General features: G+C 64.1%; 25 protein-coding genes and 2 tRNA genes. 7 read left to right on the plus strand and 20 right to left on the minus strand.

Going from position 1 to position 24,285, the window contains the following annotated elements:
• Positions 1–15: 15 nt before the first annotated feature.
• Positions 16–258, minus strand: coding sequence for a hypothetical protein (locus tag ABD906_RS06490; RefSeq protein ID WP_345098684.1), 243 nt, complete (start codon positions 256–258; stop codon positions 16–18).
• A gap of 139 nt (positions 259–397) precedes the next feature.
• Here ABD906_RS06490 and ABD906_RS06495 point away from each other — a divergent pair, with 139 nt between their 5' ends.
• Together ABD906_RS06495 and ppa are read left to right on the plus strand one after the other, a co-directional pair.
• On the plus strand, positions 398–904 hold the full coding sequence (locus ABD906_RS06495; protein WP_345098685.1) for a GNAT family N-acetyltransferase: 507 nt from the start codon (positions 398–400) through the stop codon (positions 902–904).
• A gap of 201 nt (positions 905–1,105) precedes the next feature.
• The gene (gene ppa, locus ABD906_RS06500; RefSeq protein ID WP_345098686.1) at positions 1,106–1,642 is read left to right on the plus strand and encodes an inorganic diphosphatase; all 537 of its coding nucleotides are present in this window, start codon (positions 1,106–1,108) and stop codon (positions 1,640–1,642) included.
• A gap of 182 nt (positions 1,643–1,824) precedes the next feature.
• Here the strand turns inward: ppa and ABD906_RS06505 are convergent, their stop codons facing one another.
• Positions 1,825–2,151 (minus strand): DUF167 family protein, encoded by a 327-nt coding sequence (locus tag ABD906_RS06505; RefSeq protein ID WP_417282017.1) that lies wholly within the window; start codon positions 2,149–2,151, stop codon positions 1,825–1,827.
• A 58-nt stretch (positions 2,152–2,209) separates the two neighbouring features.
• Positions 2,210–2,503 carry a YggT family protein gene (locus ABD906_RS06510; protein ID WP_345098688.1) on the minus strand — a complete coding sequence of 98 codons (294 nt, stop codon included), beginning with the start codon at positions 2,501–2,503 and terminating at the stop codon, positions 2,210–2,212.
• 125 nt (positions 2,504–2,628) lie between these two features.
• Between ABD906_RS06510 and ABD906_RS06515 the strand changes: the two genes are divergently transcribed.
• A tRNA-Ala gene (locus ABD906_RS06515) sits at positions 2,629–2,704 on the plus strand.
• Between the two features lie 19 nt (positions 2,705–2,723).
• Here ABD906_RS06515 and ABD906_RS06520 read toward each other — a convergent pair.
• The 15 genes from ABD906_RS06520 to rplU form a co-directional block, all read right to left on the minus strand.
• Positions 2,724–3,965, minus strand: a complete 1,242-nt coding sequence (locus tag ABD906_RS06520) for an MFS transporter (RefSeq protein WP_345098689.1) — start codon at positions 3,963–3,965, stop codon at positions 2,724–2,726.
• A 152-nt stretch (positions 3,966–4,117) separates the two neighbouring features.
• Positions 4,118–4,741, minus strand: coding sequence for a L,D-transpeptidase (locus ABD906_RS06525; protein WP_345098690.1), 624 nt, complete (start codon positions 4,739–4,741; stop codon positions 4,118–4,120).
• A gap of 132 nt (positions 4,742–4,873) precedes the next feature.
• Positions 4,874–5,389, minus strand: coding sequence for an RNA pyrophosphohydrolase (locus tag ABD906_RS06530; protein WP_345098691.1), 516 nt, complete (start codon positions 5,387–5,389; stop codon positions 4,874–4,876).
• Between the two features lie 2 nt (positions 5,390–5,391).
• A complete protein-coding gene (locus ABD906_RS06535; RefSeq protein WP_345098692.1) occupies positions 5,392–6,555 on the minus strand; it encodes a divergent polysaccharide deacetylase family protein in 1,164 nt (387 codons plus the stop codon).
• Between the two features lie 78 nt (positions 6,556–6,633).
• Positions 6,634–7,965 carry a S41 family peptidase gene (locus ABD906_RS06540; protein ID WP_345098693.1) on the minus strand — a complete coding sequence of 444 codons (1,332 nt, stop codon included), beginning with the start codon at positions 7,963–7,965 and terminating at the stop codon, positions 6,634–6,636.
• On the minus strand, positions 7,955–9,226 hold the full coding sequence (locus ABD906_RS06545; RefSeq protein ID WP_345098694.1) for a murein hydrolase activator EnvC family protein: 1,272 nt from the start codon (positions 9,224–9,226) through the stop codon (positions 7,955–7,957). Before ABD906_RS06545 ends, ABD906_RS06540 begins: the two co-directional genes overlap by 11 nt.
• A 243-nt stretch (positions 9,227–9,469) precedes the next feature.
• Positions 9,470–9,949, minus strand: a complete 480-nt coding sequence (gene rlmH, locus ABD906_RS06550; protein ID WP_345098772.1) for a 23S rRNA (pseudouridine(1915)-N(3))-methyltransferase RlmH — start codon at positions 9,947–9,949, stop codon at positions 9,470–9,472.
• Positions 9,950–10,212: 263 nt separating this feature from the next.
• Positions 10,213–10,644 carry a ribosome silencing factor gene (gene rsfS / locus ABD906_RS06555; RefSeq protein WP_378188229.1) on the minus strand — a complete coding sequence of 144 codons (432 nt, stop codon included), beginning with the start codon at positions 10,642–10,644 and terminating at the stop codon, positions 10,213–10,215.
• Between the two features lie 79 nt (positions 10,645–10,723).
• On the minus strand, positions 10,724–11,374 hold the full coding sequence (locus ABD906_RS06560) for a nicotinate-nucleotide adenylyltransferase (RefSeq protein WP_345098696.1): 651 nt from the start codon (positions 11,372–11,374) through the stop codon (positions 10,724–10,726).
• Positions 11,375–11,376: 2 nt separating this feature from the next.
• Positions 11,377–12,660, minus strand: coding sequence for a glutamate-5-semialdehyde dehydrogenase (locus ABD906_RS06565; RefSeq protein WP_345098697.1), 1,284 nt, complete (start codon positions 12,658–12,660; stop codon positions 11,377–11,379).
• Entirely contained in the window at positions 12,644–13,819 is a 1,176-nt protein-coding gene (gene proB, locus ABD906_RS06570; RefSeq protein WP_345098698.1) for a glutamate 5-kinase, read from the minus strand. The genes ABD906_RS06565 and proB overlap by 17 nt, the downstream gene beginning before the upstream one ends.
• Positions 13,816–14,865: a GTPase ObgE gene (gene obgE / locus ABD906_RS06575; RefSeq protein ID WP_345098699.1), complete on the minus strand. Its 1,050-nt coding sequence runs from the start codon at positions 14,863–14,865 to the stop codon at positions 13,816–13,818. The genes proB and obgE overlap by 4 nt, the downstream gene beginning before the upstream one ends.
• 151 nt (positions 14,866–15,016) lie before the next feature.
• On the minus strand, positions 15,017–15,607 hold the full coding sequence (locus ABD906_RS06580; RefSeq protein ID WP_345098700.1) for a GNAT family N-acetyltransferase: 591 nt from the start codon (positions 15,605–15,607) through the stop codon (positions 15,017–15,019).
• 123 nt (positions 15,608–15,730) lie between these two features.
• On the minus strand, positions 15,731–16,000 hold the full coding sequence (gene rpmA, locus ABD906_RS06585; RefSeq protein WP_345098701.1) for a 50S ribosomal protein L27: 270 nt from the start codon (positions 15,998–16,000) through the stop codon (positions 15,731–15,733).
• Positions 16,001–16,092: 92 nt separating this feature from the next.
• Positions 16,093–16,467: a 50S ribosomal protein L21 gene (gene rplU, locus ABD906_RS06590; RefSeq protein ID WP_345098702.1), complete on the minus strand. Its 375-nt coding sequence runs from the start codon at positions 16,465–16,467 to the stop codon at positions 16,093–16,095.
• A gap of 262 nt (positions 16,468–16,729) precedes the next feature.
• Here rplU and ABD906_RS06595 point away from each other — a divergent pair.
• From ABD906_RS06595 to ABD906_RS06610, 4 genes are all read left to right on the plus strand, one after another.
• Positions 16,730–16,819: transfer RNA gene (locus tag ABD906_RS06595), tRNA-Ser, on the plus strand.
• A 142-nt stretch (positions 16,820–16,961) separates the two neighbouring features.
• On the plus strand, positions 16,962–17,705 hold the full coding sequence (locus ABD906_RS06600; protein ID WP_345098703.1) for an ion channel: 744 nt from the start codon (positions 16,962–16,964) through the stop codon (positions 17,703–17,705).
• Positions 17,706–17,883: 178 nt separating this feature from the next.
• Positions 17,884–18,513: a MarC family protein gene (locus ABD906_RS06605; RefSeq protein WP_345098704.1), complete on the plus strand. Its 630-nt coding sequence runs from the start codon at positions 17,884–17,886 to the stop codon at positions 18,511–18,513.
• A 282-nt stretch (positions 18,514–18,795) separates the two neighbouring features.
• Entirely contained in the window at positions 18,796–20,478 is a 1,683-nt protein-coding gene (locus tag ABD906_RS06610; RefSeq protein ID WP_345098705.1) for a Na/Pi cotransporter family protein, read from the plus strand.
• A gap of 24 nt (positions 20,479–20,502) precedes the next feature.
• Here the strand turns inward: ABD906_RS06610 and ABD906_RS06615 are convergent, their stop codons facing one another.
• Both ABD906_RS06615 and ABD906_RS06620 read right to left on the minus strand, forming a co-directional pair.
• Entirely contained in the window at positions 20,503–23,130 is a 2,628-nt protein-coding gene (locus ABD906_RS06615) for an AAA family ATPase (RefSeq protein ID WP_345098706.1), read from the minus strand.
• Complete coding sequence (locus tag ABD906_RS06620) at positions 23,127–24,251, minus strand: metallophosphoesterase family protein (RefSeq protein ID WP_345098707.1); 1,125 nt, start codon at positions 24,249–24,251, stop codon at positions 23,127–23,129. The genes ABD906_RS06615 and ABD906_RS06620 overlap by 4 nt, the downstream gene beginning before the upstream one ends.
• Positions 24,252–24,285: the final 34 nt, after the last annotated feature.

Genomic DNA, 24,285 nt, shown 5'->3' on the forward strand with positions numbered 1-24,285 from the left:
CGCGTTCGTTTAAGGTCAAGCGAGCGTCGCGACAAGCCAGAAAACGGCGGCTATGGCAGCAATGACGGCAAGTCCCCGGCCGATGCGCCGTCCCCACTCTTCCACCGGATCGCGGGATGCCTCCCTGCCGGCGTCCGCTGGCGCGGAAGCAGGCATGCCTCCGAACACGATCGACTGGGAGTCCCGCTCGACCTGACGCAGGATGCGCTCCGCTTCCTCTTCGTCCGGCTGTCCGGCCGGTTTGTCGGGATCTGCCATCTGCCTTCGCGTCTGCTCGCCCGTATGCTCTTGTCACCCAGAATAGGCCTGGCTCTCGTCCTTGTGCAATCGCTTCTGTCACATCCCGGGGACGTTGGTACTTGCTGCAATCTCCCGCCAAGGCTATGGTTAACATGCTATGACAACGCTCTCGACAGATATCCGCAGGGCCGGACCGGAAGACGCCGATGCGATCGCGCTGGTGCATGACCGTTCATGGCGGGCAGCATACACCGGCATTATCCCCCATCGCGCGCTGATCTCGATGATCGGCCGCCGCGGCCCGCGCTGGTGGGCCGATGCGATCCGCCGTTCCACGACCGTGTTGTTGCTCGAGGTCGGTGGCCACATCGCCGGATATGCCACGCTCGGTCGCAACCGGGCCAGGGAGCTCCCCCAGGATGGTGAGATCTACGAACTCTACCTGAGCCCCGAATTTCAGGGCATCGGCTTTGGCCGCCGCCTGTTTCAGACTGCCTGGGACATGCTTTCGGCCCATGGCTTCGAGGGGCTTGTTGTCTGGGTTCTGGAGGAGAATGAACCCGCCCGTGCCTTCTATGAGAGCCTGGGTGGACGGAACGTTGCCGAATCCATCGAGGTTTTCGATGGCAAGGCGCTCCGCAAGGTCGCCTACGTCTGGGACTAGCCGGGGCAGAAAGAACGCAGTTTCCGGCTTGCGGCGTGCAGGACTGTCGTCCTGCAGGGGAAATACTGCTGGCGGGCAGTGATGCGTCTTTGCATCCAGAATATCCGCATGATGAATAATGCGAATAAGACGCATTGAATGCAGTGCGGAAAACCTATAGTCACCCGCCATCAACCTCCAATCCGCACATTGGATACATAAATGCGCATCGAAGCAATTCCGACTGGTGACAATCCGCCTGAAGACGTCAACGTGATCATCGAGGTCCCCGTTGGCGGCCATCCAATCAAGTATGAAATGGACAAGGCGTCCGGAGCGCTCTTCGTTGACCGTTTCCTCTACACGCCGATGACCTATCCGGGTAACTACGGCTTCGTGCCGCACACCCTGTCGGAGGACGGCGACCCGATCGACGTTCTGGTCTGCAACACGCGTCCGCTGATCCCGGGCAGCGTGCTCAACGTCCGCCCGATCGGCGTGCTGGTGATGGAGGACGATGGCGGCCAGGATGAGAAGATCATCGCCGTACCGTCCCCGCATCTGACCCGCCGCTACGAGAAGATCTTCAACTACACCGACCTTCCGGAGATCACGCTCGAGCAGATCAAGCACTTCTTCGAGCACTACAAGGACCTGGAGCCCGGAAAGTGGGTGAAGGTCAGCGGCTGGAAGGACGCTGCCGAGGCTCGTCGCCTGATCGTCGAGGCCATCGACCGCGCCAAGGCCAAGGCTGCCTGATCAGGGCCGCTGAACCGCGAAAGACATCTGCCGCCAGACGCATCCGGAAGGCCGCTGCGTCTGGCGGTTTTCTTTTGTCTGCCCGCAGGTCCCGTACCGCGCCGGATGCCGTCCTCTCCGCGGCCGATCTCCGGGCGGGTCCGGGTCGTCCCGCGCCGGCCGGGCTCTCAGACGTGCGTCTGCTATTTCCCGGTGAACGTTTCCCCGGCCAATACGATTTTCGACAGCAAAGCCTTGCTGTCGCCGCGGATGGCGACACCTTTGAGCCGCGACGTGGCGCCGGAAACGACCTCCACATCCGCCTTCGGCACCTTCAGCCATTCGGCGATGAGCTTTTCGAGGGCGGCGTTGGCCTTGCCATCTTCCGGCACGGCGCGCACGCGCGCCTTGATGTGCACCTTGCCGTCGCCGGCCTCTTCCGCCCCCTCGATGGCATTCCTGGACGACTTTGGCGTCAGCCGCACGAAGATTTCCACGCCGTCGCGGCTCACCCGGCAATAGCCTGGGATACGGGCCTCAGTCAACGCGGCCTCCGGCTGTTGCCGGCTGTCTCATCTGCCGGCCTCCTCACATGAGCAGCATCGGCGCGAGCGTTGTGATGATGAACTGCTGCAGGAAGAAGATGATGAGCAGCACGATGATGGGGGAGACGTCGATCCCGCCCAGGTCCGGCAGCAGGTTCCGGATGGGTCTCAGCACCGGTTCGGTCGCCTTGTAGAGGAAGGTGCCGATCATCGAGACGACCTGGTTGCGCGGATTGACAACGTTGAACGCATAGAGCCACGAGAAGATGGCCGAGGCGATGATGATCCACCAATAGATGTCGAGCGCGAGCAGGATGGTCCGGATAAGCGCAAGCATTCGGTTCTCCGCAAGTTTTTCCGACATGTATCGGCTGTGCATGACCACGGCAAGCCTTGGTGAAAGATGCACAGCTTTCGCTTGACAGGAATCCCTCTGCCGACCTAAATACGCGCTGCTTCGATGGGGCTGTAGCTCAGTTGGGAGAGCGCATCGTTCGCAATGATGAGGTCAGGGGTTCGATTCCCCTCAGCTCCACCATCGTTCCTCCGGCACAACCTTAACTCTTTCTCCTCAAATTCTGCACCTTCCGCAGTTCCGGAAACAGCCACGCCCACAGGGCAGCGATGCCCATGGCGCCGATGCCGCCGAGGATGACCGCCGGGGCGGCGCCGATCAGTGCGGCCATCGTGCCGGCGCGGAATTCGCCGAGCTCGTTCGAGGCGCCGATGAAAACCTGGTTCACCGCCGAGACGCGGCCGCGCAGCTCGTCCGGCGTCCACAACTGGATCAGGGTCTGGCGGACATAGACACTGATCATGTCGGCTGCACCCAATCCCATCAGGGCGAGAATCGACAGCCACGCCACGGTCGAGGCGCCCAGCACTACCGTGAAGGCGCCGAACAGGCCCACGCAGATGAGCATCACCAGCCCGGCATTGGTGCGCAGCGGATTGCCGGCGAGCCAGACCGACACGGCGATCGCGCCGATCCCGGGGGCGGAGCGCAACAGACCCAGGGCCCAGGGTCCGAGCTCGAGGATGTCGCGCGCGAACACCGGCAGCAGTGCCACCGCGCCGCCCAGCAGCACCGCGAACAGGTCGAGCGAAATCGCGCCGAGCACAATCTTCTCCCGCCAGATGTAGCGGAACCCGCCGAGCAGCATTTCGAGCGAGTGCCTCTCCGTTGAACTGCGCTGCGGTGGCCGCGGGATGGCGAAGCAGGAAAGCGCAGCCATGCAGAAGAAGCCTGCCGCGGTAAGATAGGCCGCTTCCGCAGAAATTCCGTAGAGCAGTCCGCCCGCCACGGGGCCGCAGATCAGGGCGGCCTGGTGGCCTGTCGAGGCCCAGGCAACAGCGTTGGGGAAGTCCTCGGCGGGAACCAGATTGGCCACCAGCGATGCGCTCGCCGGTCCGAGGAACGCGCGCCCCACACCGAACACGGCAAGCAGCACGAAGATGGGCAGGGTGGAGGAGAGACCCCGCATGGTGAGTGCCAGCAGGGTCGCCGCGCAGAGCCCTTCCAGCAGGATCGAGAGTCCCATCACCAGCCGCCGGCCGAACCGGTCGGCCACGGCGCCCGTCACCAGCACCAGCAGCAGCGCCGGAGCGAACTGGATGATACCCACAAGCCCGAGGTCGAACGGATTGCGTGTCAGATCATAGATCTGCCAGCCGACAGCGACTGATACGATCTGCGTGGCGGCGAGCGCGAGAACGCGGGCCGTCCAGTAGAGCGTGAAGGACTTGTGGCGAAAGGCTGCGTAGCGGTCGTCCGCCACAGAGGTTTCGGTGGAACGCATGTCGGGCGCCGGCGAGGAGGGCAGGGGACTGGTTCAAAACGATAGGCCCCAGACTATATCAAGCCTGGAGCCTTCGGAAAGCGGATGATTTTGCTTTGCCGCGAAATGATCGCGCCGCGTGCAGCCAGCGGCGGCCCGCCGGAATACGGCCGTCAGGCCTGGATGACCACCACTTTCGTGCCGACCTTCGCACGCTCGTAGAGGTCGATCACGTCGTGGTTCATCATGCGGATGCAGCCGCTCGAAACCGCCTGGCCGATCGTATGCGGCTGGTTGGTTCCGTGAATGCGGAACATCGTGTCCTTGCCGTTGCGGTAAAGATAGAGCGCCCGCGCGCCCAGCGGATTGTTGGGGCCGCCGGGGACGCCGCCTGCGTAGCGCAGGTTCCGCGGATCGCGGCGGATCATGTTCGCCGTGGGCGTCCAGTTCGGCCACTTGGCCTTGCGGCCCACCACGGCGTTGCCGCGCAGCTGCAGGCCCTCCTTGCCAACGCCGATGCCGTAACGGATCGCCCGGCCGTCGCCCAGCACGTAATAGAGCCTGCGCTCGGGCGTGTTCACCACGATCGTGCCGGCCTCATACTTGCCGTCGAAGGGCACTTCGCGCCGCCGCAGTTCCGGAGGAATGCGATCCAGCGGTATCGGACCCAGCGGAAAGTCTTCGTCCGGCTGGGGGCCATAGTTCAGGAGGTCAGCGGAATACTCCGTCACCGTAGAGGCGCATCCAGCTGCGAAAAGCGGCAGACCAAAGACAAAACCTCTACGCGATATGGACATGGTGCCCCCTGATGGTTCGATATGGCGGAATGGATAAGATAAGTATGGTTAACATGGCATTAATATGCTGAATGCCAGTCTATGGAACACTGATTTCTGCAGCAAAGGCAAAGATGAGCGGCACTATCCCCATCATTTCGCAAGATGCCGGAAGGCATCGACCACCTTGCGATAGACTTCCCGTTTGAACGGCACGATCAGTTCCGGAAGCTCGTCTATATCCTTCCAGTCCCATGCGTCGAATTCCGGTGTATGTCCGCCGGGCGGCGGATTGATCTGAATCTCGCTCTCGTCGCCCAGGAACCGGTAGGCGAACCACTTCTGCTTCTGACCGCGATACTTTCCGTGCAGCGCGATACCGACCAGATGGGCTGGGAGATCATAGTTGATCCACTCCGGCGCCTCGGCCAGTAGCTTTACGGTACGCATACCCGTTTCCTCATAGAGTTCGCGCAGCGCGGCCGTCATCGGATCTTCGCCTTCGTCGATGCCCCCCTGCGGCATCTGCCACAGCTTGGTCGCGCCCTGCATTTCGTCGTTGGGTTCCAGAACGCGCCGTCCCATCCAGACGCGCCCCTTGGGATTGAGCACCATGATGCCCACGCAGGGTCGATAGGGAAGCAGTTCGGGGTTCACGGGCTGGGTCATGCTTAGTCCTGTCGTTCGGGATCGAAGGCTACGGCGGAGAAGGGAACGAGTTCGATGCCGCGCTTGCGCGCCTGGTTCGCCCATTCGGCAACCGCGTCCACGGTCATGTCGAGCGACGAACCGATGCCGATGGCTATCCCCTGGGCCCGCGCAGTGCGCTCCAGATTGTCGAGCTTCTCGAGAATGGCGCCTTTTTCCGGCACAAGGTCGATCGTGGCGTCGGCCGCCGCGAACGGCACCTGGTGAACGAGGGCCGTCTCCTGTGCCACGCTACGGGCGGACGTTCCGTCGTCCAGATAACCGAGGCCGCGGTCGCCGAGCTCCTCCATCACCCGGTCCATCGCGTCTGCGTCGGACGTGTAACGCGCGCCCATGTGATTGACGATACCGGTGTAGCTGTTGATCCGCGCGAGGTTCTTGTGAAGGTTCTCGATCTGCTTTGCCGGCGCATCCTCGACCAGCAGCACGTTACCGCCCGGATTGATGTTGGGATAATCGAACGGCTCCATCGGCACCTGCAGCATCACCTCATGTCCCTCGCGCCGGGCCGTCTGCACCCAGCGGTCCAGACTGTTGCCCAGCGGCGCGAAGGCGAGGGTGATTTCTGCCGGCAGTACCTCGATCGCGCGTTGGGTGCCGGTCTGGGAAATACCCAGCCCGCCTATGATGATGGCGATGCGGGCTCCGCGTGCGCCTGACCACGGACGCGCATAGACGTCGAAGGGACGGCGGCCGGTCTCCGCGTCACGCACCGGCAGCTGGCCGTAAGGCGAGTCTTCGAGCAGCGCCTCGTCCGGCAGGTGGGCGATCAGCGGACTCCTCTGCATCAGCTCGTCCGGATGACGGATGATTGCCACCTGATCGGCAGCGGAGTTCTGTTCCGGTTTGGCGCGGATGATCGCGGGGCTTGCGGGAGTACGCTTGGAAGGCGCCGCCTTTTCGACCTTCTTGATCTCTTCCGCCAGCGGCGCCGTTGCCTGGGCGACCGCGTCGTTGACCTTTTCCTCGAGTACCTGTGTCTGCAGCAGGAAAGCTCCCGCCACCGCGGCAATCGCCGCGCCGCCGGCGACCGCGGCGAGCGCGAACTTCAGAATGCGCTTTCCTGTCCCCCGCTTACGTTCGATCGGCTGGATCGGATCGTCGAGTTCTGTCCTGAACGGCTCCATGTCCCCTGTGCAATATGCCCCCGCGCGCATGACCGGATTCAAAAGGCCCCGTCAGGGACGGGGCCGAAGGATCTGGTTTTACTGGCGGTTCATCACCGCTTTATCTGGATTGGGCGGGAATGCCGGGTCCGTCCGCTCTCCACGCATCAGCTCGAGCGCGTACTTGAGCTGCATGTCCTCCGCGGGATCCTGCGGAACGTAGGCGATCGAGCCCGAGCCTTCCTCGCTCTCCTCTTCACCCTTGATGTGACCCTTCAGGTCGGACTCGCCACGGCGCACCACCTGGTTCTGCAGTTCGGGCGGCAGCGGCTGCTCGACCTTGACGTCCGGCGTGATGCCCTTGCCCTGGATCGATTCACCCGACGGCGTGTAGTAGAGCGCCGTGGTGAGCCGCAGGGCGTCGTTCTCGCCGAGCGGAATGATCGTCTGGACCGAACCCTTGCCGAACGACTGCGTGCCGAGGATCGTGGCCCGGCGATGGTCCTGCAGGGCGCCGGCGACAATTTCCGAGGCGCTGGCCGAACCGCCGTTGATCAGCACGATGATCGGCTTGCCGTTGGTGATGTCGCCCGGATGGGCGCTGAAGCGCGCGATATCACGCGGTTCCCGGCCGCGGGTCGACACGATCTCGCCGCGATCGAGGAACGCATCCGAGACGTTCACCGCCTGATCGAGCAGGCCGCCCGGATTTAGCCGCAGGTCGAGGATGTAGCCTTTCAGCTTGTCCTCCGGAACCTGCTTCTGGATCGCCTTGATCGCCTCGTGCAGATCGTCCGTGGTCTTTTCAGTGAACGACGTCACCTTGAGGTAGCCGACATCATCGCCTTCGACGCGGTACTTGACCGCCTTCACCTTGATGATGTCGCGGACGATGGTGATCTTGATCGGTTCGGGCTGTCCCTGGCGCAGGATTGTCAGCTCGATCGGCGTGTTCACGGCGCCGCGCATGCGATCGACCGCGTCGTTGAGGGTCATGCCGCGTACTTCCTCGCCGTCGATCTTCTCGATGAGGTCGCCAGCCAGAACGCCGGCGCGGGCGGCGGGCGTGTCGTCGATCGGCGCCACCACCTTCACCAGCTCGTTCTCCATGGTGACCTCGATGCCGAGGCCGCCGAACTCGCCCTTGGTCTGGACCCGCATGTCCTTCGCCGCTTCGGCGTTGAGATAGGACGAATGCGGGTCGAGCGAGGAGAGCATGCCGTTGATGGCGCTTTCGATCAGCTTCTTCTCGTCGGGCGGCGTCACGTACTGCGCGCGCACCCGCTCGAAAATGTCGCCGAAGATGGCAAGCTGCCGGTAAGTGTCGGTCCCGGCCGCATTCGCGACGATACCATTTGTGCCGTGGACCAGGGTAACGGCGGACGCTCCCATCAATGCGCCGGCAAACAGCAGCGTCAATTTACGAATCATGTTCCGTCCTTCCAGCTATGTCCCGCGTCCACCAGGGCTTCGGGTCGACCGGTTTACCGTCTTTCCTGAACTCTACATATAGTTCCGGCGTTGTGCCGTCAAAAGAAGTGGCCGCTATGCTTGCCAGCCGCGTCTCTCCCATGACACCCACCGGTTCTCCCGCCAGCACCGACTGTCCAAGGGATACATTCAGCCGAGCCATCCCCGTCATCACGATATGATACCCGTCGCCCGGGTCCAGTATCAATAGCTGTCCGTAGGATCGGAAGGGCCCCGCATAGAGAACAGTCGCATCCACTGGTGCGGTAACAATCGCGCCAGATTGTGTTCTTAGAATGTCACCCTTCAGTGGCGATCCGTAGCCATCATCATCACCATATCGTGATCTGAAGGTTCCGGCGACGGGCAGGGGCAGCAGGCCCTTCTTTTTCGAGAAGGCCAGCGTCTCGGTGAGCGGTATGCCGGGACGCGAAGCTTCCCGCGACTTCCGCAGCGAATGGATCTTCTCTTCGAGCGAGGCGATGAGCTCCTGCAGATTCTTGGCCCGGGATGCCAGGTCTTCAGCCTGTTTCCGCTCGGCCTCGAAATTGGACTCGGCCTCGGCCTGCAGCCGCTCCTTTTCCTTGAGCAGAAGGCTCAGGCGCTGGTGTTCCTCGGCCTGTTCGGTGCGCCGGGCGAGCAGCCGATCCTGCTCGGTGCGGATGGATTCCATCACCTTGCTGAGGTCCTGCAGATCGGCGACGAGGGCGTCGGTTTCCTTGCGCAGTTCCGGCACCACGGCGCCAAGAAGGATCGCGCTGCGCACCGATGCCAGCGCATCTTCCGGCCGCACCAGAATGGCAGGCGGCGGGTTGAGGCCCATCCGCTGCAGCGCCCCTAGCACTTCCGCCAGGATTCCCCGGCGATCCATGAGGGAGCGCCGCAGGGCCGTTTCCTGGTCGAGGAGATCGGTCAGGCGTTCCTCGATGCGGGAAATGTCTTCGCTTAGCTTGCGTTCGGTCTTGGCCGCCTGGATCAGAGCAGAGGTTATGGCAGCTGCGTCGTTTTTGATCGCCGCGATCTCGGCTTCGAGTTGCTGCTGCCGCTGCGTCGAAAGGGCAATCTCGCGCGAAAGCCGGCGGTATTCCTCGACGCTTTCCTGTTGGCGGAGCTCCAGCGTGTTGAGGCTTTGGGCGAGGCTGCCCGGCGCGAGGGCGAACAGAACCGCGGCTGCGCCGGCGGCAGCCATCTGTCGGCGGTACTGGAACCCTGGCAGTCTCATCTCGGCATCGCTATGTCCTGATGCAGGAGTTATAGCGCGCATTCCGTTAAGGAAACATCAACCACGATGCTTGCCCGCGCGGCATGGTAACACAGCTTTCCGTTCGCGCGTCAGCGGAATTCTGCTGTTCCGTGCATTCGGGATGGACGGAATGGGTCTGCCGGGCCGGGCGGAACTGGTCAGCCACGCGGAACGCGGCTGCCGTTCCCCTCAAGCGGGGCTCGTACGCAACTCCGGAAGGCTTCAATCCCGATGGTAGGGATGTCCGGCGAGGATCGTCGCAATACGGTAAAGCTGCTCGGCCAGCATGATGCGCACCAGTTGGTGCGGCCAGGTCTGTGCGCCGAAGGAAAGGCAAAGGTCGGCCTGCGAGCGCAGCTCCTCCGGGTGGCCGTCCGGTCCGCCGATCGCCACCACCAGTTTTCGTTCGCCCGCGTCCCGCCATTGGCCGAACTTCTCGGCGAGCTGGCGTGAGGTGAAGTTCTTGCCGCGCTCGTCGAGCAGCACGAGGACGCCCTCGCGACCGGGTGCGAGGAGCCGCGCTGCTTCCTCCCGCTTGCGCTCGTCCGCATTGCGGGAGCGGCCTTCGGAAATCTCGGTGACACCGTCAAATTCAAGGCCCACCGCCGGCCCGGCCTTTGCCAGGCGGTCGAGATAATGGTCCGCCAGGGCCTTTTCCGGCCCCGACTTCATCCGGCCGACGGCGTGAATATGGATACGGATGGCTCAGACTCCCGACTTGCGTAAGCGGTTCCGGGATCCATTTTCACCCTGAACCGCCAGGAAACAGGGTTCTCGAACAATCACGAATGTCCGGAACGGTTGGCAGCCTCGAGCGTGCACCGGCAACATTGCGGGAAAGGCCCGTCCGCATCCCCATTGGGCTGCCGGGCTTCGCAATCTCTGTTGTGACACACGCAGATTCTCATGCCGGCGCGGTAATGCCGGCCACGTTCACGGCCGCGCGCCTCAAGGCTGAGACGCTATCAGTGGACCGTCCCGTCCTCCGCGTCCGGAGCCATCCACATCTTCTCGATGTTGTAGAACTCGCGGACTTCCGGGCGGAAGATATGAACGATGATGTCACCCGTATCGATCAGAACCCAGTCAGCGCCGGACAGGCCCTCCACCCGCGCATTGCCGAGGCCCGCATCTTTCAGGGCGCGGAGCAGATGGTCGGCGATTGCCGCGACATGCCGGTGCGACCGCCCGGAGGCGACAATCATGTAATCGGCGAGAGGGGATTTGCCACGGAGATCGATGGTGATGACATCTTCTGCCTTCGAGTCGTCCAGGCTCGTCAGGGCAGTTTCAAGGGCCCGGGACACGTGCTCACGACCTGTCCCTGCCGGTGAAGGCGTCGTCTGGGCCTTCTTCTCAAGTGCTGTTCTCAGAGCTTTTCCTTTCCAGAAGAACAACCAACGCTGGGCGATTGCCCAACGTAATGTATAAAATAGGCAGACCTGCCTTCAAGTTTCAAGGATTGGTCTGCATCGATCAGGCCTTGTGTTGCTTGCCCGTCTGCTGCGCCGCCTTGCGCAACTCGGTAGAGGAAAGCGGTGACAGCGGGCCGTGGATGTAGACCCAGGCCGGCGGCTTCATGCGGGCAAGCTCACCCGCCCGGCTCTCGTCCACCCTGGCGTCCGAATATGTCTTCGCCATGACGGACTCGGTGATGGCCTGCGATGATCCGGGCCGGTCGTAGACGGCGATGGGGATGGTCTCCACGATCTTCTCCCAACGCACCCACTTGTGGAACGTGGCGAGGCTGTCCGCTCCCATTACCCAGACGAAATGCACGTCCGGATGCGCGGCCAGCACGAGCTCGATCGTGTCGGCAGAGTATTGCAACCTGTGGGCCGCCTCGAAGCCCGTGACGCGGATCCGCGCGTCATCCACGATTTCCCGGCAGAGCCGCACCCGCTCCTCAAGGGGTGGCAACTCGCTCAGGTCTTTGAGGGGATTGCCGGGCGTTACCATCCACCAGAGCTGGTCGAGCTTGAGCTTTTCGATCGCGTGCTTGGCGATGAGCACGTGTCCCTCGTGCGGCGGATTGAACGAGCCGCCGAACAGGCCCACCGCCATGCCGGGCTCCACCTCTGGCATGCGCAGATAATCCGCTTCGCTCTGCCCGTTGCTCGCCGTCATGGTCAGGGGCGCAGTTGTCCGTTGCCACGCACGCGATACTTGAACGAGGTGAGCTGCTCCACGCCAACGGGCCCGCGCGCGTGCATCTTGCCGGTGGCAATCCCGATCTCCGCACCCATGCCGAATTCGCCGCCGTCCGCGAACTGCGTCGAGGCGTTGTGCAGCAGGATGGCGGAATCGATCTCGTTGAAGAACCGCTCCACCGCCGCCGGGTCTTCCGCGATAATGGCCTCGGTGTGGTGCGACGACCAGGTCTCGATGTGGTCGATCGCTTCTCCCACGCCGTCCACCAGCTTCACCGAGATGATGGCATCGAGATACTCGGTCGCCCAGTCCTCGTCGGTGGCGGGAACCGCCCGCTCGAAGCGCTGGCAGACCTCCGCGTCGCCGCGGATCTCGCAGCCTTCGTCGGCAAGCCGCGTCAGGATTGGTAGCAGGTGCGAGTCCGCCACCGCCCGGTCCACCAGAAGCGTCTCGGCTGCGCCGCAGATGCCCGTGCGCCTGAGCTTCGCGTTGCGAACCACATTGACCGCCATTTCAAGGTCGGCCGAGCGGTCCACATAGACGTGGCAGATGCCTTCCAGATGGGCGAACACTGGCACCCGCGCCTCCGACTGCACCCGCGCCACGAGGCTCTTGCCGCCCCGCGGCACAATCACGTCGATATTGCCGTCGAGGCCCTTCAGCATCTCGCCGACCGCCGCGCGGTCCGTCGTGGGGACGCGCTGGATCGCGTGTTCCGGCAGGCCGGCTTCCCGCAGGCCGTCGACCAGGCAGGCATGGATCGCCGCGGAAGAATGGGCGGAATCCGAACCGCCGCGCAGGATCACCGCGTTGCCGGCCTTCAGGCACAGCGCGCCCGCGTCCGCCGTTACGTTCGGGCGGCTCTCGTAGATCACCCCGATCACGCCAAGCGGCGTTCTCACCCGCTCGATATGCAGGCCGTTGGGCCGGTCCCACTCGGCGATCACCGAGCCGACCGGATCGGGCAGCCTGGCGATCTCGCGGATGCCCTGGGCCATCGCCTCCACGCGCTTTTCATCGAGCCTCAGGCGGTCGAGCACGGCAGCGGAAAGGCCCGCGGTCTGTCCGTGCTCCATATCCTTGGCGTTCTCGGCAAGAATCTCGGTGACGCGCCGCTCGATAGCCGCCGCCATGGCGGCAAGCGCCCTGTTCTTCTGCTCGGTGGAGGCGTTGGCCAGCGGTCGTGCCGCGACCCGGGCATTGCGCCCGATCTCGGCCATGATGGCCGCCACGTCTGCCGTGGGCTCATGCGTCTTCAGCATGGCTTTCCTCCTCCGCCGTACCATAATTTGTCGCCTTGATCCCGGGCGACAGCACGAGGTCGTCGCGGTGCACCATCGCTGACCGCTCCTGATACCCGAGGATGTTCGGGATTTCATGAGTTTTCAGTCCCGCGATGCGGATCGCGTCCGCCGCGTCGTAAGCCGCGAGTCCGCGCGCCACTTCCGTGCCGTCCGGCCCGTCGATCGCCACCGTGTCGCCGCGCGCAAACGAGCCCGTGACCGCCTTCACGCCGGCGGGCAACAGGCTCTTGCCGGCGAGCAACGCCTTGAGCGCACCCTCGTCGATCGTGAGCCGCCCGGCGGGTTCCAGATGCCCGGCGATCCAGGTCTTGTAGGCCGAAACCGGCTCCGGGCTCGCCCGGAAATAGGTGAAGCGCGCGCCGTTCTCGATGGCCGACAGCGGGCTCAGGCTCTTGCCCGAAGCGATGATCATGGCCGCACCCGCAGCGGTCGCGATGCGCCCCGCCTCGAGCTTCGTCCGCATGCCGCCGCGCGACAGCTCCGAGGCGGCTCCGCCTGCCAGCGCCATGATCTCCGGCGTGATCGCGTCCACCACGGGGAAGAACTGTGCGGACGGATCCTTCTCCGGCGGCGCGGTGTAGAGCCCGTCCACGTCGGAGAGCAGGATTAGCAGGTCGCCGCCCATCATCGTGGCGATGCGTGCCGCCAGCCGGTCGTTGTCGCCGTAGCGGATCTCGCTTGTGGCGACCGTGTCGTTCTCGTTGATGATCGGGATCGCCTTGAGCTTGAGCAGCGTCGCCATGGTGGCGCGGGCGTTGAGGTAGCGGCGGCGCTCCTCGGTATCGCCCAACGTCACCAATACCTGTCCCGAGGTGAGCCCGTGCCGGTTGAATTCCTCCGACCAGGCGGTCGCCAGGGCGATCTGGCCGACGGCCGCGGCGGCCTGGCTCTCTTCGAGCTTCAGCGTGCGCCTGCCGAGCCCGAGGATGGTGCGCCCGAGCGCAATCGCGCCCGAGGAAACCACCAGAATCTCCACGCCGGCCGCAGCCAGCCGCGCGATGTCGTCGACGAGCGCCGCGAGCCATTCCCGCTTCAGGCCGGTGGACCGGTCGACCAGCAGGGCCGAACCGATCTTAACGGTAACGCGACGGTAAGAAGTAAGGGAAAGCTCCTTCATGTCAGCGGCCTGTTTTGCCAGCGCTCGTCCACGGCGCCGGGATTTGCTTCAGCTTCGCGGGCTTCCTCGACGACGCGCATGAGCGCGCGCAGCGCTTCGTCCACGCCCCGGTGGGTGGCCGACGAAAGCAGGAGGGGTTTCTTGCCGGCCGCCTCTTCAAGCGCGGCTGCCTTCTCCTCGAGCTCTTCGTCGGTCAGCACGTCGATCTGGCTGAGCGCCAGGATCTCGGTCTTCTCGGCAAGCCCGTGGCCGTAGGCCTCGAGCTCCCCGCGGATGACGCGATAGGCTTCCGCCACGTTTTCCTCACGTGCCGAGACGAGGTGCAGCAGCACGCGTGTGCGCTCCACATGGCCCAGGAACCGGTCGCCGATGCCGATGCCCATGTGCGCGCCCTCGATGAGACCGGGAATGTCGGCGATCACGAACTCGCGCGCGTCGATCCGCGCAACACCGAGGTTCGGATGCAGTGTCGTGAATGGATAGTCCGCGATCTTGGGCTTCGCTGCCGTGACCGTTGCCAGGAAGGTGGACTTGCCGGCATTGGGAAGGCCGACGAGGCCCGCGTCGGCGATCAGCTTGAGGCGCAGCCACACGGTCCGCTCCTCGCCCGGCAGGCCCGGATTGGCCCGGCGCGGCGCCTGATTCGTCGACGACTTGAAATGCTGGTTGCCGAAGCCGCCATTGCCGCCCTTGGCGAGGCGGAACCGCTGGCCGACCTTGTCGAGGTCGCAGATCAGCGTCTCGTTGTCTTCCTCGAAGATCTGCGTGCCGACGGGTACCTTCAGCACCACGTCGGCGCCGTCGGCACCCGTGCGGTTGCGGCCCATGCCGTGGCCGCCCGTGTTTGCCTTGAAATGCTGCTGATAGCGATAGTCGATCAGCGTGTTGAGGCCTTCCACGGCAACGACCCACACGTCGCCGCCGCGCCCGCCGTCGCCACCGTCCGGGCCGCCAAACTCGAGGAATTTCTCGCGCCTGAAGGAAACCGATCCGGCTCCTCCGTCGCCCGCGCGAACATAGATTTTTGCTTGATCGAGAAATTTCATCTTTCTGGCAGCTCTTTCTGGTGGAGCCTCATGTAGCGCATCATCGCGCCAAGCGCGAGGGGTGCGTTCAACAGAACGCTGTTGCGGGAATGGAAAGGCAGTCCCGGTTTCCCGGAACCGTCCGCAGCCGTATTGCGAATCCCAGGTCTGTCTACCGCCGGGCGCCCCAGCTCCTGAGGCTCACCCAGGCCTTGCGGTCGAGCTGGTAGCGTTCGACGGGAACCCGTCCGGCGACTAGCGTGTCCATCATGCCGGGCCCGGCATACTGGAAGCCGCACTTGTGGATCACCCGCCGCGAAGCGTTGTTGGTGACGCGGCAGGACACAAACAGCCGCTCGACCGATGTGACCCGGAAGGCGAGATCCACCAGCGCCTGTGCCACCTCGGTGGCGTAGCCATTGCCCCAGTAAGGCTCCCCGATCCAGTAGCCGATCTCCAGACCGTGGCTCCGGTCGTCGAGACCGGCGCAGCCGATGAAGGCGCCATTGTCGGAGAGTGCGATGGCGTAGTGGCATCCGCCGAGCTTTCGGGAGCGGGCCGCCTCTACGAACTCTGCCGCATCGGCCTCGGTATAGGGGTGCGGCATGCGGGCCAGCATTTCCGCCACGCGGCGGTTGTTGGCGAGCTGTGCGAGTTCGGGAATGTCGTCTGGATGAGGGGGACGCAGCACCAGCCGCTCCGTTACCAGGACGGGACATTCGATGGAGGTCGTGACGTCTCTTTCTTCGCTCTCGAGCACCATCGGTGCATCCTCCGAAAAAGGAAAGGGGAGATGGCGGCCCATCTCCCCTGGATCCTTTTCCGGCTATCGGTCCGGACACTGGCTTCCCTGGATGGGCCGCCGGTGTCTTTTGAGCGGAACCGGCTACTCCGCTGCTTCCTGTGCCGGGGTCACGGCAACGTAGGTTCGGCCGTTGGCCTTCTTCGTGAACGATACCGAGCCCTCTACGAGCGCGAACAGGGTATGGTCCTTGCCCATGCCGACATTGGCGCCCGGGTGCCACTTGGTACCGCGCTGACGAACGATGATGTTGCCGGCGAGAACGCGCTCGCCACCAAACTTCTTCACGCCAAGGCGCTTCGACTCTGAATCGCGACCGTTACGCGAAGAACCGCCGGCTTTTTTGTGTGCCATGGTCTTACTCCTTTGCGTTCCTTGAGAACGCCTGACTTCCGGTTATGAACGCGGGGCGTTCATCTGCAAACTATGGAACCGTTGGGTTCCGGTTACTCCGCGGCGGCTTCCTTGGCGGCGGCCTTCTTTGCTGCCTTCTTGGCAGGCTTGGCGCCATCAACAAGGATCTCAGCGATGCGGATGGTCGTCAGCTCCTGACGGTGTCCGCGCTTGCGGCGCGAATTCTGACGGCGGCGCTTCTTGAAGGCGATGACCTTCGGACCGCGGCCCTGCTCGACGATCTCCACCGCAACGCTGGCGCCTTCAACAACGGGGGTGCCGATCTTGACGTCTGCGCCTTCGCCGACAGCCAGCACTTCAGCGATCTGGACGATCTCGCCCGGCTCGCCTGCGATCTTTTCAACTTTCAGAACATCTTCCGGAGCAACGCGGTACTGCTTGCCACCGGTCTTGATGACTGCGAACATCTTTCTTGCCTTTCAGTGTTCGGTCCGGCTTTGGCGGGTTTCCGTCAGCCGTCTTTTTGTCAGTCGTAGGGTTTGGTTCTCGCAGCCGTGAGGACACGAGCGCCAGCGCAGACTTCTCCACGCTGAATGGGCCAGCTCCTTAACCCATGCGGACTTCCCGGTCAATACGAGAGCGGTGAAATGGCGATTTTTGGCTCTTGTGCTGCGCGGCCGATATCGCTATTTAGGCGCGGCTGAGCCGTGGCTGCTTCGCCCGGCTTTCGGAGAGGTGGCAGAGCGGTTGAATGCACCGCACTCGAAATGCGGCATAGGGGCAACTCTATCGGGGGTTCGAATCCCCCCCTCTCCGCCAGCTGGACCCCGACCCTTCCACACTTGGCTCTTGCGGCGATTCCTGCGGTCTCTTCCCGTATCGCGGCAGTGGCTTCAGCCTGTGACTCACGAATCTTTCGCTTTCCATCGGCAGCGGCTGCAATTTTGTGTATGAAATCCGCATGAACAGGACCGCGGACCAGATCGTCGCTGCTTCGGAGGCTTCAAGCGAAGCCACCGTCCGGGCAGGCACGCACCCCACCTGGCGCGCGCGTGCCGCCAGGGTGCTCAATGCCTTTGGGGTTTTCATGGCCCTGGTGCTGTTCGTCACCATCTCGCTGGAAACGTTCTCGGGCCAGGTCTATGCGGAAGGGTCCGTGTATGCCCGCGTCCAGCTTTGGGTGTGCATCTACTTCCTTGCCGACATCGTGCTGTTCATGGTGGTGGTGCCCGAGCGGCGGCGCTACGTTTTCCGCAACCTGGCGCTGATCCTGCTCTCGATCCCCTACCTCAGCCTGGTCGATCTCCTGTCGCTGCAGCTCTCCGGCGAGGCGCGCTATCTGCTCCGGTTCCTGCCCATCATGCGGGGCGGCGCGGCGCTGGTCATGCTGGTGAAAATGGTTGTCAGCAACCGGATCACCGGCCTCTTCATCGCCTATCTGGTGAGCTTCTTCTCTCTGGTCTACTTCATCACCCTGGTCTTCTACGTCTTCGAGGGCGGTGTGAACCCCCTCGTGAAGGATTATTACGCGGTCCTATGGTGGGCCTCCATGACGGTGACGACGGTAGGATCGAACATCGTGCCGGTGACCGCCATGGGCAAGGTGGCCGCCGCCGCGTTGGCGGCGGTCGGCATGACGGTCTTCCCCATTTTCACCGTCTATATCAGCTCGCTGGTGCAGCGCTGGAATCAGCGGCGCGTCTAGCCTCGATCCCTGCTGGTGGACCAATTGCAAATTATCCAGCGAGCGATCGGATATGATTGAAATTTCCGGCTTATATGTAAGTCAAGCGCCCTATTTCCCCTTCTCACCCTCATGATGAGACAGTAATTCTTTATAATGAAAGAGGGCCGTCTTCCTGGACGGGACAAGCGAGGGGAACATGCTGGTCGATCAAACACTGCTGCTCACGCAGTTCATGACGCTATTGGCTGTACTGGATCCGATCAGCCACACGACGCTTTTTCTCTCAGTGACGGATCAGCTCGACAAGGCAGGGCGGCGCAGGGTTGCGCTCATTGCAATTCCGCTGGCCTTTGCCGTGCTGGTGATCTTTGCGGTTGTCGGCCAGTTCATCCTGGAGGCCATGAACATATCGCTCATCTCCTTCCAGATCGCCGGCGGCATCATCATGTTCCTGTTCGCGCTCCTGATGGTGCTTGGCCAGACCACCAAGGGGTCTCCGGATGTCCACGCCGAAACGCCCGAGAGCCTGGCCGTCTATCCGGTTGCCGTTCCGATCATTGCAGGACCGGGCGCCATGCTGGCGATGGTGATTCTCACCGACAACAATCGCCTGAGCTTCGTCGAGCAGGTTGAAACCGTGGCGCTGCTCGGGGTGATCCTTCTGATGATGATGGGCTTCTTCTTGGCGGGCGACATGGTCTCCCGGGTGATGGGCCGACATGGCGCAAGCGTCTTGCGCCGCGTGATGGGCATTTTGCTCGCCGCCCTGTCGATCAGCCTTATTGCCGAGGCCATGGCGCAATGGCTTCGCTTGCCTCCCATCTGATCGGCTGGGGCAGCCTCGCGTCAATTTGAACCGCTCCGCACGCCGGCGCCGCAAGCGGGATTGCGTCCCAGCCGGCCTGCGCGCATTGGTTTTGCTCGTGCGGCGGCCACTTTTCGGCTAGGCTTTTCCTGATGGGTTGAACGGCGGCGGAGCCATCCGCCGTCGTGCCTTGTTTTGCCGCCCGGACGGCCCCAGATTGAGACATATGTTCGCCCGGCGCCGTTTTTGCGTAACCGCCGTCGTTGGTCTTGTTCTTTCGTTGATCTTGTTCTGGAGAGATGAATGGAGCTTGTAATCGGGCTCGTCACCCTTGCCGGACATATTGCTTTGCTTCTCTGGGGAACGCGCATGGTCCAGACCGGAATCCAGCGCGCGTTCGGGCCCGACCTGCGGTCTTTTCTCGGTCACGCGCTGAAGAACCGTCTGAAGGCCTTTGGTGCGGGTCTCTTCGTGACCGCCATCCTCCAGAGCAGCACGGCGACGGGCCTGATGGCGGCCGCCTTCACGGCGGGCGGGCTGGTGGAACTCACCCCCGCGCTTGCGGTGATGCTCGGCGCCAATGTCGGCAGCACGCTCATTGTCCAGGTCCTCTCCTTCAACATCGCGGCCGTGGCCCCGGTGCTGATCCTCATCGGCGTGTTGATGTTCCGGCAGATATCCAGCCAGCGGATTCACGACCTCGGGCGCGTCATGATCGGTCTCGGCTTCATGATCATGGCCCTGCATCAGCTGCTCGAGCTGCTGGAGCGCTATGAGAACTCGCCGGGCTTTTCCTGGCTGCTCTCGGGCCTCGCGGACGCCACCCTGTTCAACATTCTTCTCGCGGGCGTCCTCACCTGGGCGGCTCATTCCAGCGTTGCGGTCGTGCTGTTGATCATGTCGCTTGCCACGAAGGGTATGGTCGATCCGCAGCAGGCCTTCGCCATGGTGGTGGGAGCCAATCTTGGCACGGCCCTCAATCCGGTGCTGGAGAGCGACGTGGGCGACGACCTTGCCGGCAAGCGCCTGCCCGTCGGAAACCTGCTCACGCGCCTGGTGGGCGTTTTGGCGGTTACCCCATTTCTGGCCGAGATTGCCCGCCTCTTCTCCGACTATGGCATCGAGGAGGCGAGGGCGGTCGCCGACTTCCATACGGCGTTCAATCTGGTGCTGGCGATCGTCTTCCTGCCGGTGCTCGGCCCCTTTGCGCGGCTGCTGGAGCGTCTGCTGCCACAGCGGATTGACGAGAGCGACCCGACCCGCCCGCGCTATCTCGACCCGGCGGCGCGCGAGACGCCGGTCGTCGCCCTCGGCGCCGCAACGCGCGAGGCCCTTCGGCTGGTCGACGTTCTGGGCGAGATGATCGAGGGCGCCAAGGTTGGCATCGCCGGCACCGATCGCAAGGCCCTGTCCGACCTGCGCCGCAAGGACAACGTGATCGACAGCCTCAACGCGGCGATCAAGTCCTATCTCACCTCCATCGACCCGGAGGAGCTGAGCCTAGCCGACAAGAAGCGGCTCAACGAGATCCTGCTCTTCTCGACCAACCTCGAGCATGCGGGCGACATCGTGGATCGCGGCCTGATCCCCCACCTGAACAAGCGGCTTCGCCGCGGGCTCAACTTCTCCAAGGAAGGCCAGAAGGAGCTCGAAGACCTGTTCGACCGGCTTCTGGCGAACCTGCAGATGGCAGGTTCTCTGCTGGTCACGCAGGATGAGCGTACGGCCCTGATGCTGGTGAAGGAAAAGGCCGAGTTCCGCAGGGCGGAGTTTGCCGCCATGCAGTCGCACTTCCGCCGTCTCCAGCAGGGCGACATGGACACTTCGGCCACCACGTCCCTGCACCTGGACGTGATCCGCGACCTCCGCCTCATCAATTCCTATCTGGTGGCCGCTGCCGCCCAGCCCATCCTCAACGTGCCGGGCGAGCTGGCGGAGGACCTCTCCGAGGCCGGGCAGGAACAGGCTCCCGCCGACGTGAAATGATGGCGCCGGCTTGCCGGACGCGGCTCACACCTCCGGCTGCCAGTCGGTCATCGTGAGCACGTTGCCCCCAAGCTGCGAGAAGGCCCGCTGCCGGCAGGAGAACACGATGATCTGCTGTTCCGGGGCATGCCGGTGGAGCGCGTCGAACATCTTCTCGATCCGGTCGTCGTCGGAATAGACCAGCGCGTCGTCGAGGATGACTGGCACGGGTCTGCCGTTGGCCGCCAGCATCCGCGCGAAGGCAAGCCGGGTGAGGATCGAAAGCTGCTCCTTCATGCCGCCGCTCAGCGCCTCCACCTGTTCTTCCTGGCCGTTCCGGCGCAGCGCCTGCGGCAGCAGCGTGTTCTCGTCGAATTCGATTGAAAAGTCCTGGAGCAACAGGCCGAGCAACGGCTTCAGCTCCCGGATCACCGGCTGCAGATAGAGGTCGCGTGCGGTGGAGCGCGATTGCATGAGCGCGTTGCGCAACCGTACCAGCACCTTGATCTCCCGCTCGAACCGCTCGGCGCGCGCATTGGCGAGGGCAAGCGCCTCCTGCGTCTCCCGCCAGGCTTCCTCCACTGCCTCGTCGGCGAGGCTGCTGATGCGCGAGTTGAGTGCCGCGAGTTTTTCCCTGAGCGTCGTGCGTTCGCCGTTTGCGGCCTCCAGCGCCGACTGGGCGCGCTTCAGAGCGGCTTCGGCAGAAGCGAAATCCGGCGCGCTGAGCCGCAGGCGCTCCACATTGGCCGATGCCCTTTCAAAAGCCTCCCTGCGCTCGACAAAGCTGGCCTCCAGCGCCCGTTCCCGCTCTTCGCGCTGCTCCACGGGGCCAAGCAGGCTCTCCACCTGCGCAAGTTCTGTCAGGATTGCCGTGCGGCGCCTTTCGATCTCCACCACCGTCTGGCTGGCGCCGTCCTGCTGCGGCTGCAGCTGCCGATAGCGGGCATAGGCCTCAGCAAGCTTCTTCGCCGCTTCCGTGGCCCGTGCGCGCGCGGCGTCAGGATCGCCCTCGACCTCCGGCACGCTGGCGCCCAGCGCCTCCCGCTGCGCGATCTCCGCGCGCAGCTTCGCGAGTCCCTCCGGCGCAAGATGCTTGAGCTGCAGTTCGAGCTGGCGGAGGTCGGAGCGGATCGACTGCGAGCGGGCCTCCCGGGCTTGCGCCTCGGCCAGATCGGCCACATTCGCCGACTGCAGCAGTTTCCGCCGCTCCTCTTCCTTGCGGTTGAGCTTGGTGTCTGCATCCGCCGAACGGTTGGAGCGAAGCACCAGCGTGCCCGCGCCCTCGATGTCCACCTCGAGAGTGTCCTCGAAACTGCGTTCCTCTCCGTGTTCGAGCCGCTTGCCGCCGACGGCGACGGAAATGATCGCCCCGTCGCGGTACTGCATCCGAACGGTGGGCAGGCTCGCCTCCTTGGCCGCCCGCAGGCCGGCGAGTTCCACTTCGAGGGTCCGAAGCTCGTCGACCAGCCCTTCCGGCAGGGTGATGGTATCCAGCTCGGCTGCAAGCGCCTCATGCTGCGCCCGGATGGCTTCCGCCTGCTGCAGGCGCTCCTTGAGCGCGGCCAGCTCCCGCGCGGCTTCACGCGCCTTCAGCGCAGCATCGAGCCGCTCCAGCAGCTCGCGCGCTTCACGCTCTTCCGCCTCTGTTGCCTGCGCTTCGGCGAGCGCCTGGTTCATCGCCTCCGCTGCCTGGTTACGCCGGTCCTGCGCGGCCTGCCGTTCCTTTTCGACCGCCGCGAGAGCTGCTGCGAGTTCGCCCGCCCGCTTCTTCGCCTCGCGAAAGGCCGTGAACGCGCCTTCGGCCGCTTCAAGCTGCGCCTGCGTCAGCTTGGCGTCGGACTCGGCCGCCTTCAGCGTCTGCTCATGAGCCCGCGCGGCCTGGAATGCCGTCGTGGCTTTCTCCACCGCCGAGCGGCGCGCGGCCTCTTCCTCGGGATCGTCCAGCACCGTGAGCCGCTTCTGCACCTGGACCCGCTGGTCGAGCTCCTGCCGCAGCTGGATTACCTTGGCGCGCAGATCCGCCTCCAACGCCGCGAGGCGGTCGCGTTCCTTTAGCGCCTCGTCATACGGGCCTCTCGGACGCTTCTGAGCCTCAGATATCAGCTCGTCTAGCTCCTTCGAGCACTCGGCAATGATGGCCGCCATGCGTCGCCCGCCGGTGATCGCCTCGACCTCGCCCTGCACAGAGGTGAGCAGCGTCTCGCGGATGCGCTTCTCGTCATCTTCCGACTTCTTGTCGCGCGGCTCGAGCCCTGTCACGCCCTGGCGCACCCAGAGCAGCCCGGCAGGTGCTGCATTTCCACTCTTCACGAGATCGGCGATGAAATTCTCGGCCTCATCCGCTTGCGCCACCAGCCGTCCTCGGTCGAGGTCGATCACCCTGGCCGTGCGGCCGCTCAGAAATCGCTTCGTGAGCCGGTAGCGGCCCTTGCCGGTGTCGATGTCCGCCTGCACCAGCGGGCTGCCGCCGCTGTAGGGCTGCAGGCTCTTGATGTCTTTCGAGGCGCTCGTGTGCGGCTGGAAGAACAGCGCCCGCAACGCCTCGAAGCTCGTTGACTTGCCGTGCTCGTTGGCCGCGCAGAAGACGTTCACGCCCTCGCGGATGTTCTCGAGGGCCACGCCCTTGCCGGCAAACTTCCGGACATTGTGCAGTCTGATGGCCGAGATCTTCATGAGCTTATCTTCTGGGCATAGGCGAACAGGCGAAGCAGCGCGTCCTTGGCGACCCTGCGGTCGTCCGCGGACAGTGTCTCGTTCTCGCTTTCGGCAAGCAGCGCGTCCGCTGCGATGCGCAGCGCTCCGTTACGGTCGATCAGGTCGAGGTCGGTGGCCTCGCACTCCGTTTCCAGCGCCTCGTCCTCCAGTTCGAGAAAGGCGAACTCGGGCGCGGCATGTTCGATGGCCGCCGCCAGCGCCGCCCGTTCTTCCGGATGGCAGCGGCCCCGGGCGAACAGCTTCATCAACGTCTGCCGCCGCTGCACGCCTTCCGGCAGCAGACTTTGCAGCAGGGCCACCGGATCGTCCTCGGCGAGCAGGTGCAGGTCGCAGATGCTCCACGAGAAGGTTCCGGTTTCGACCGGCGTCACGACGGGTTCCGCGCCCGCGGCAGGTATTGTCACCGCCAGCGCCCGCCCCGGCGCATTGTGCTTGAACTGGTCCGGTTCCGGCGTTCCGCTGTACCAGGTGCGGGGGTCAACGGACATTGTCCCGTGCCAGTCGCCGAGCGCCAGATAGTCGAGTCCCGCGCGCCGCGCCCGGTCAGGCGCGATGATGCCGGAGGCGTCGCCATCCTCGGAGAAGTCGAGAATGCCGCCGTGGGCAAGACAGATGCGGATGCTGCGCTCAGGCGTGGCGGCCTGGTCCACCCATTCGGTGAGGTCACGGCCCGGCCGCCGCGTCGTGCAGGGTGACGGCAGCAGGGTTGCGTCCGAGGAGAGGGCGATCGGTGCCGCCTCAGTTGCCAGGATCACGTTGTCCGGCGCCTCCGCCCTTAGCGCGTTCCAGAGCTCGGTGGCCTGCAGCGAATCGTGGTTGCCCGGCAGGATGATCCATTGCAGCGGCGCGTGCGAGGCCATTTCCGCCAATGTCTGGCGACGGATCTCGGGCGAGGGCGTCTCCGTGTCGAACGTGTCCCCCGCGAGCAGGATCACCCCGGCTTCATGCGCCCGCGCTGCTTCCGCCAGCCTGCACAGCGCCATGTGCCGGGCCTCCCGCAGCCGCCCGCGCAGATCCTCGGGCATGTTGCCGAACCGCTTGCCCAGATGAAGGTCGCTCGAATGAATGAACCTGAACATGTGTCTGACGAACTTGCCCCTTTGAAGCCTGGGT

Origin of the sequence: Chelativorans composti (assembly GCF_039541695.1) — a bacterium.
Classification (GTDB): Bacteria; Pseudomonadota; Alphaproteobacteria; order Rhizobiales; family Rhizobiaceae; genus Chelativorans; species Chelativorans composti.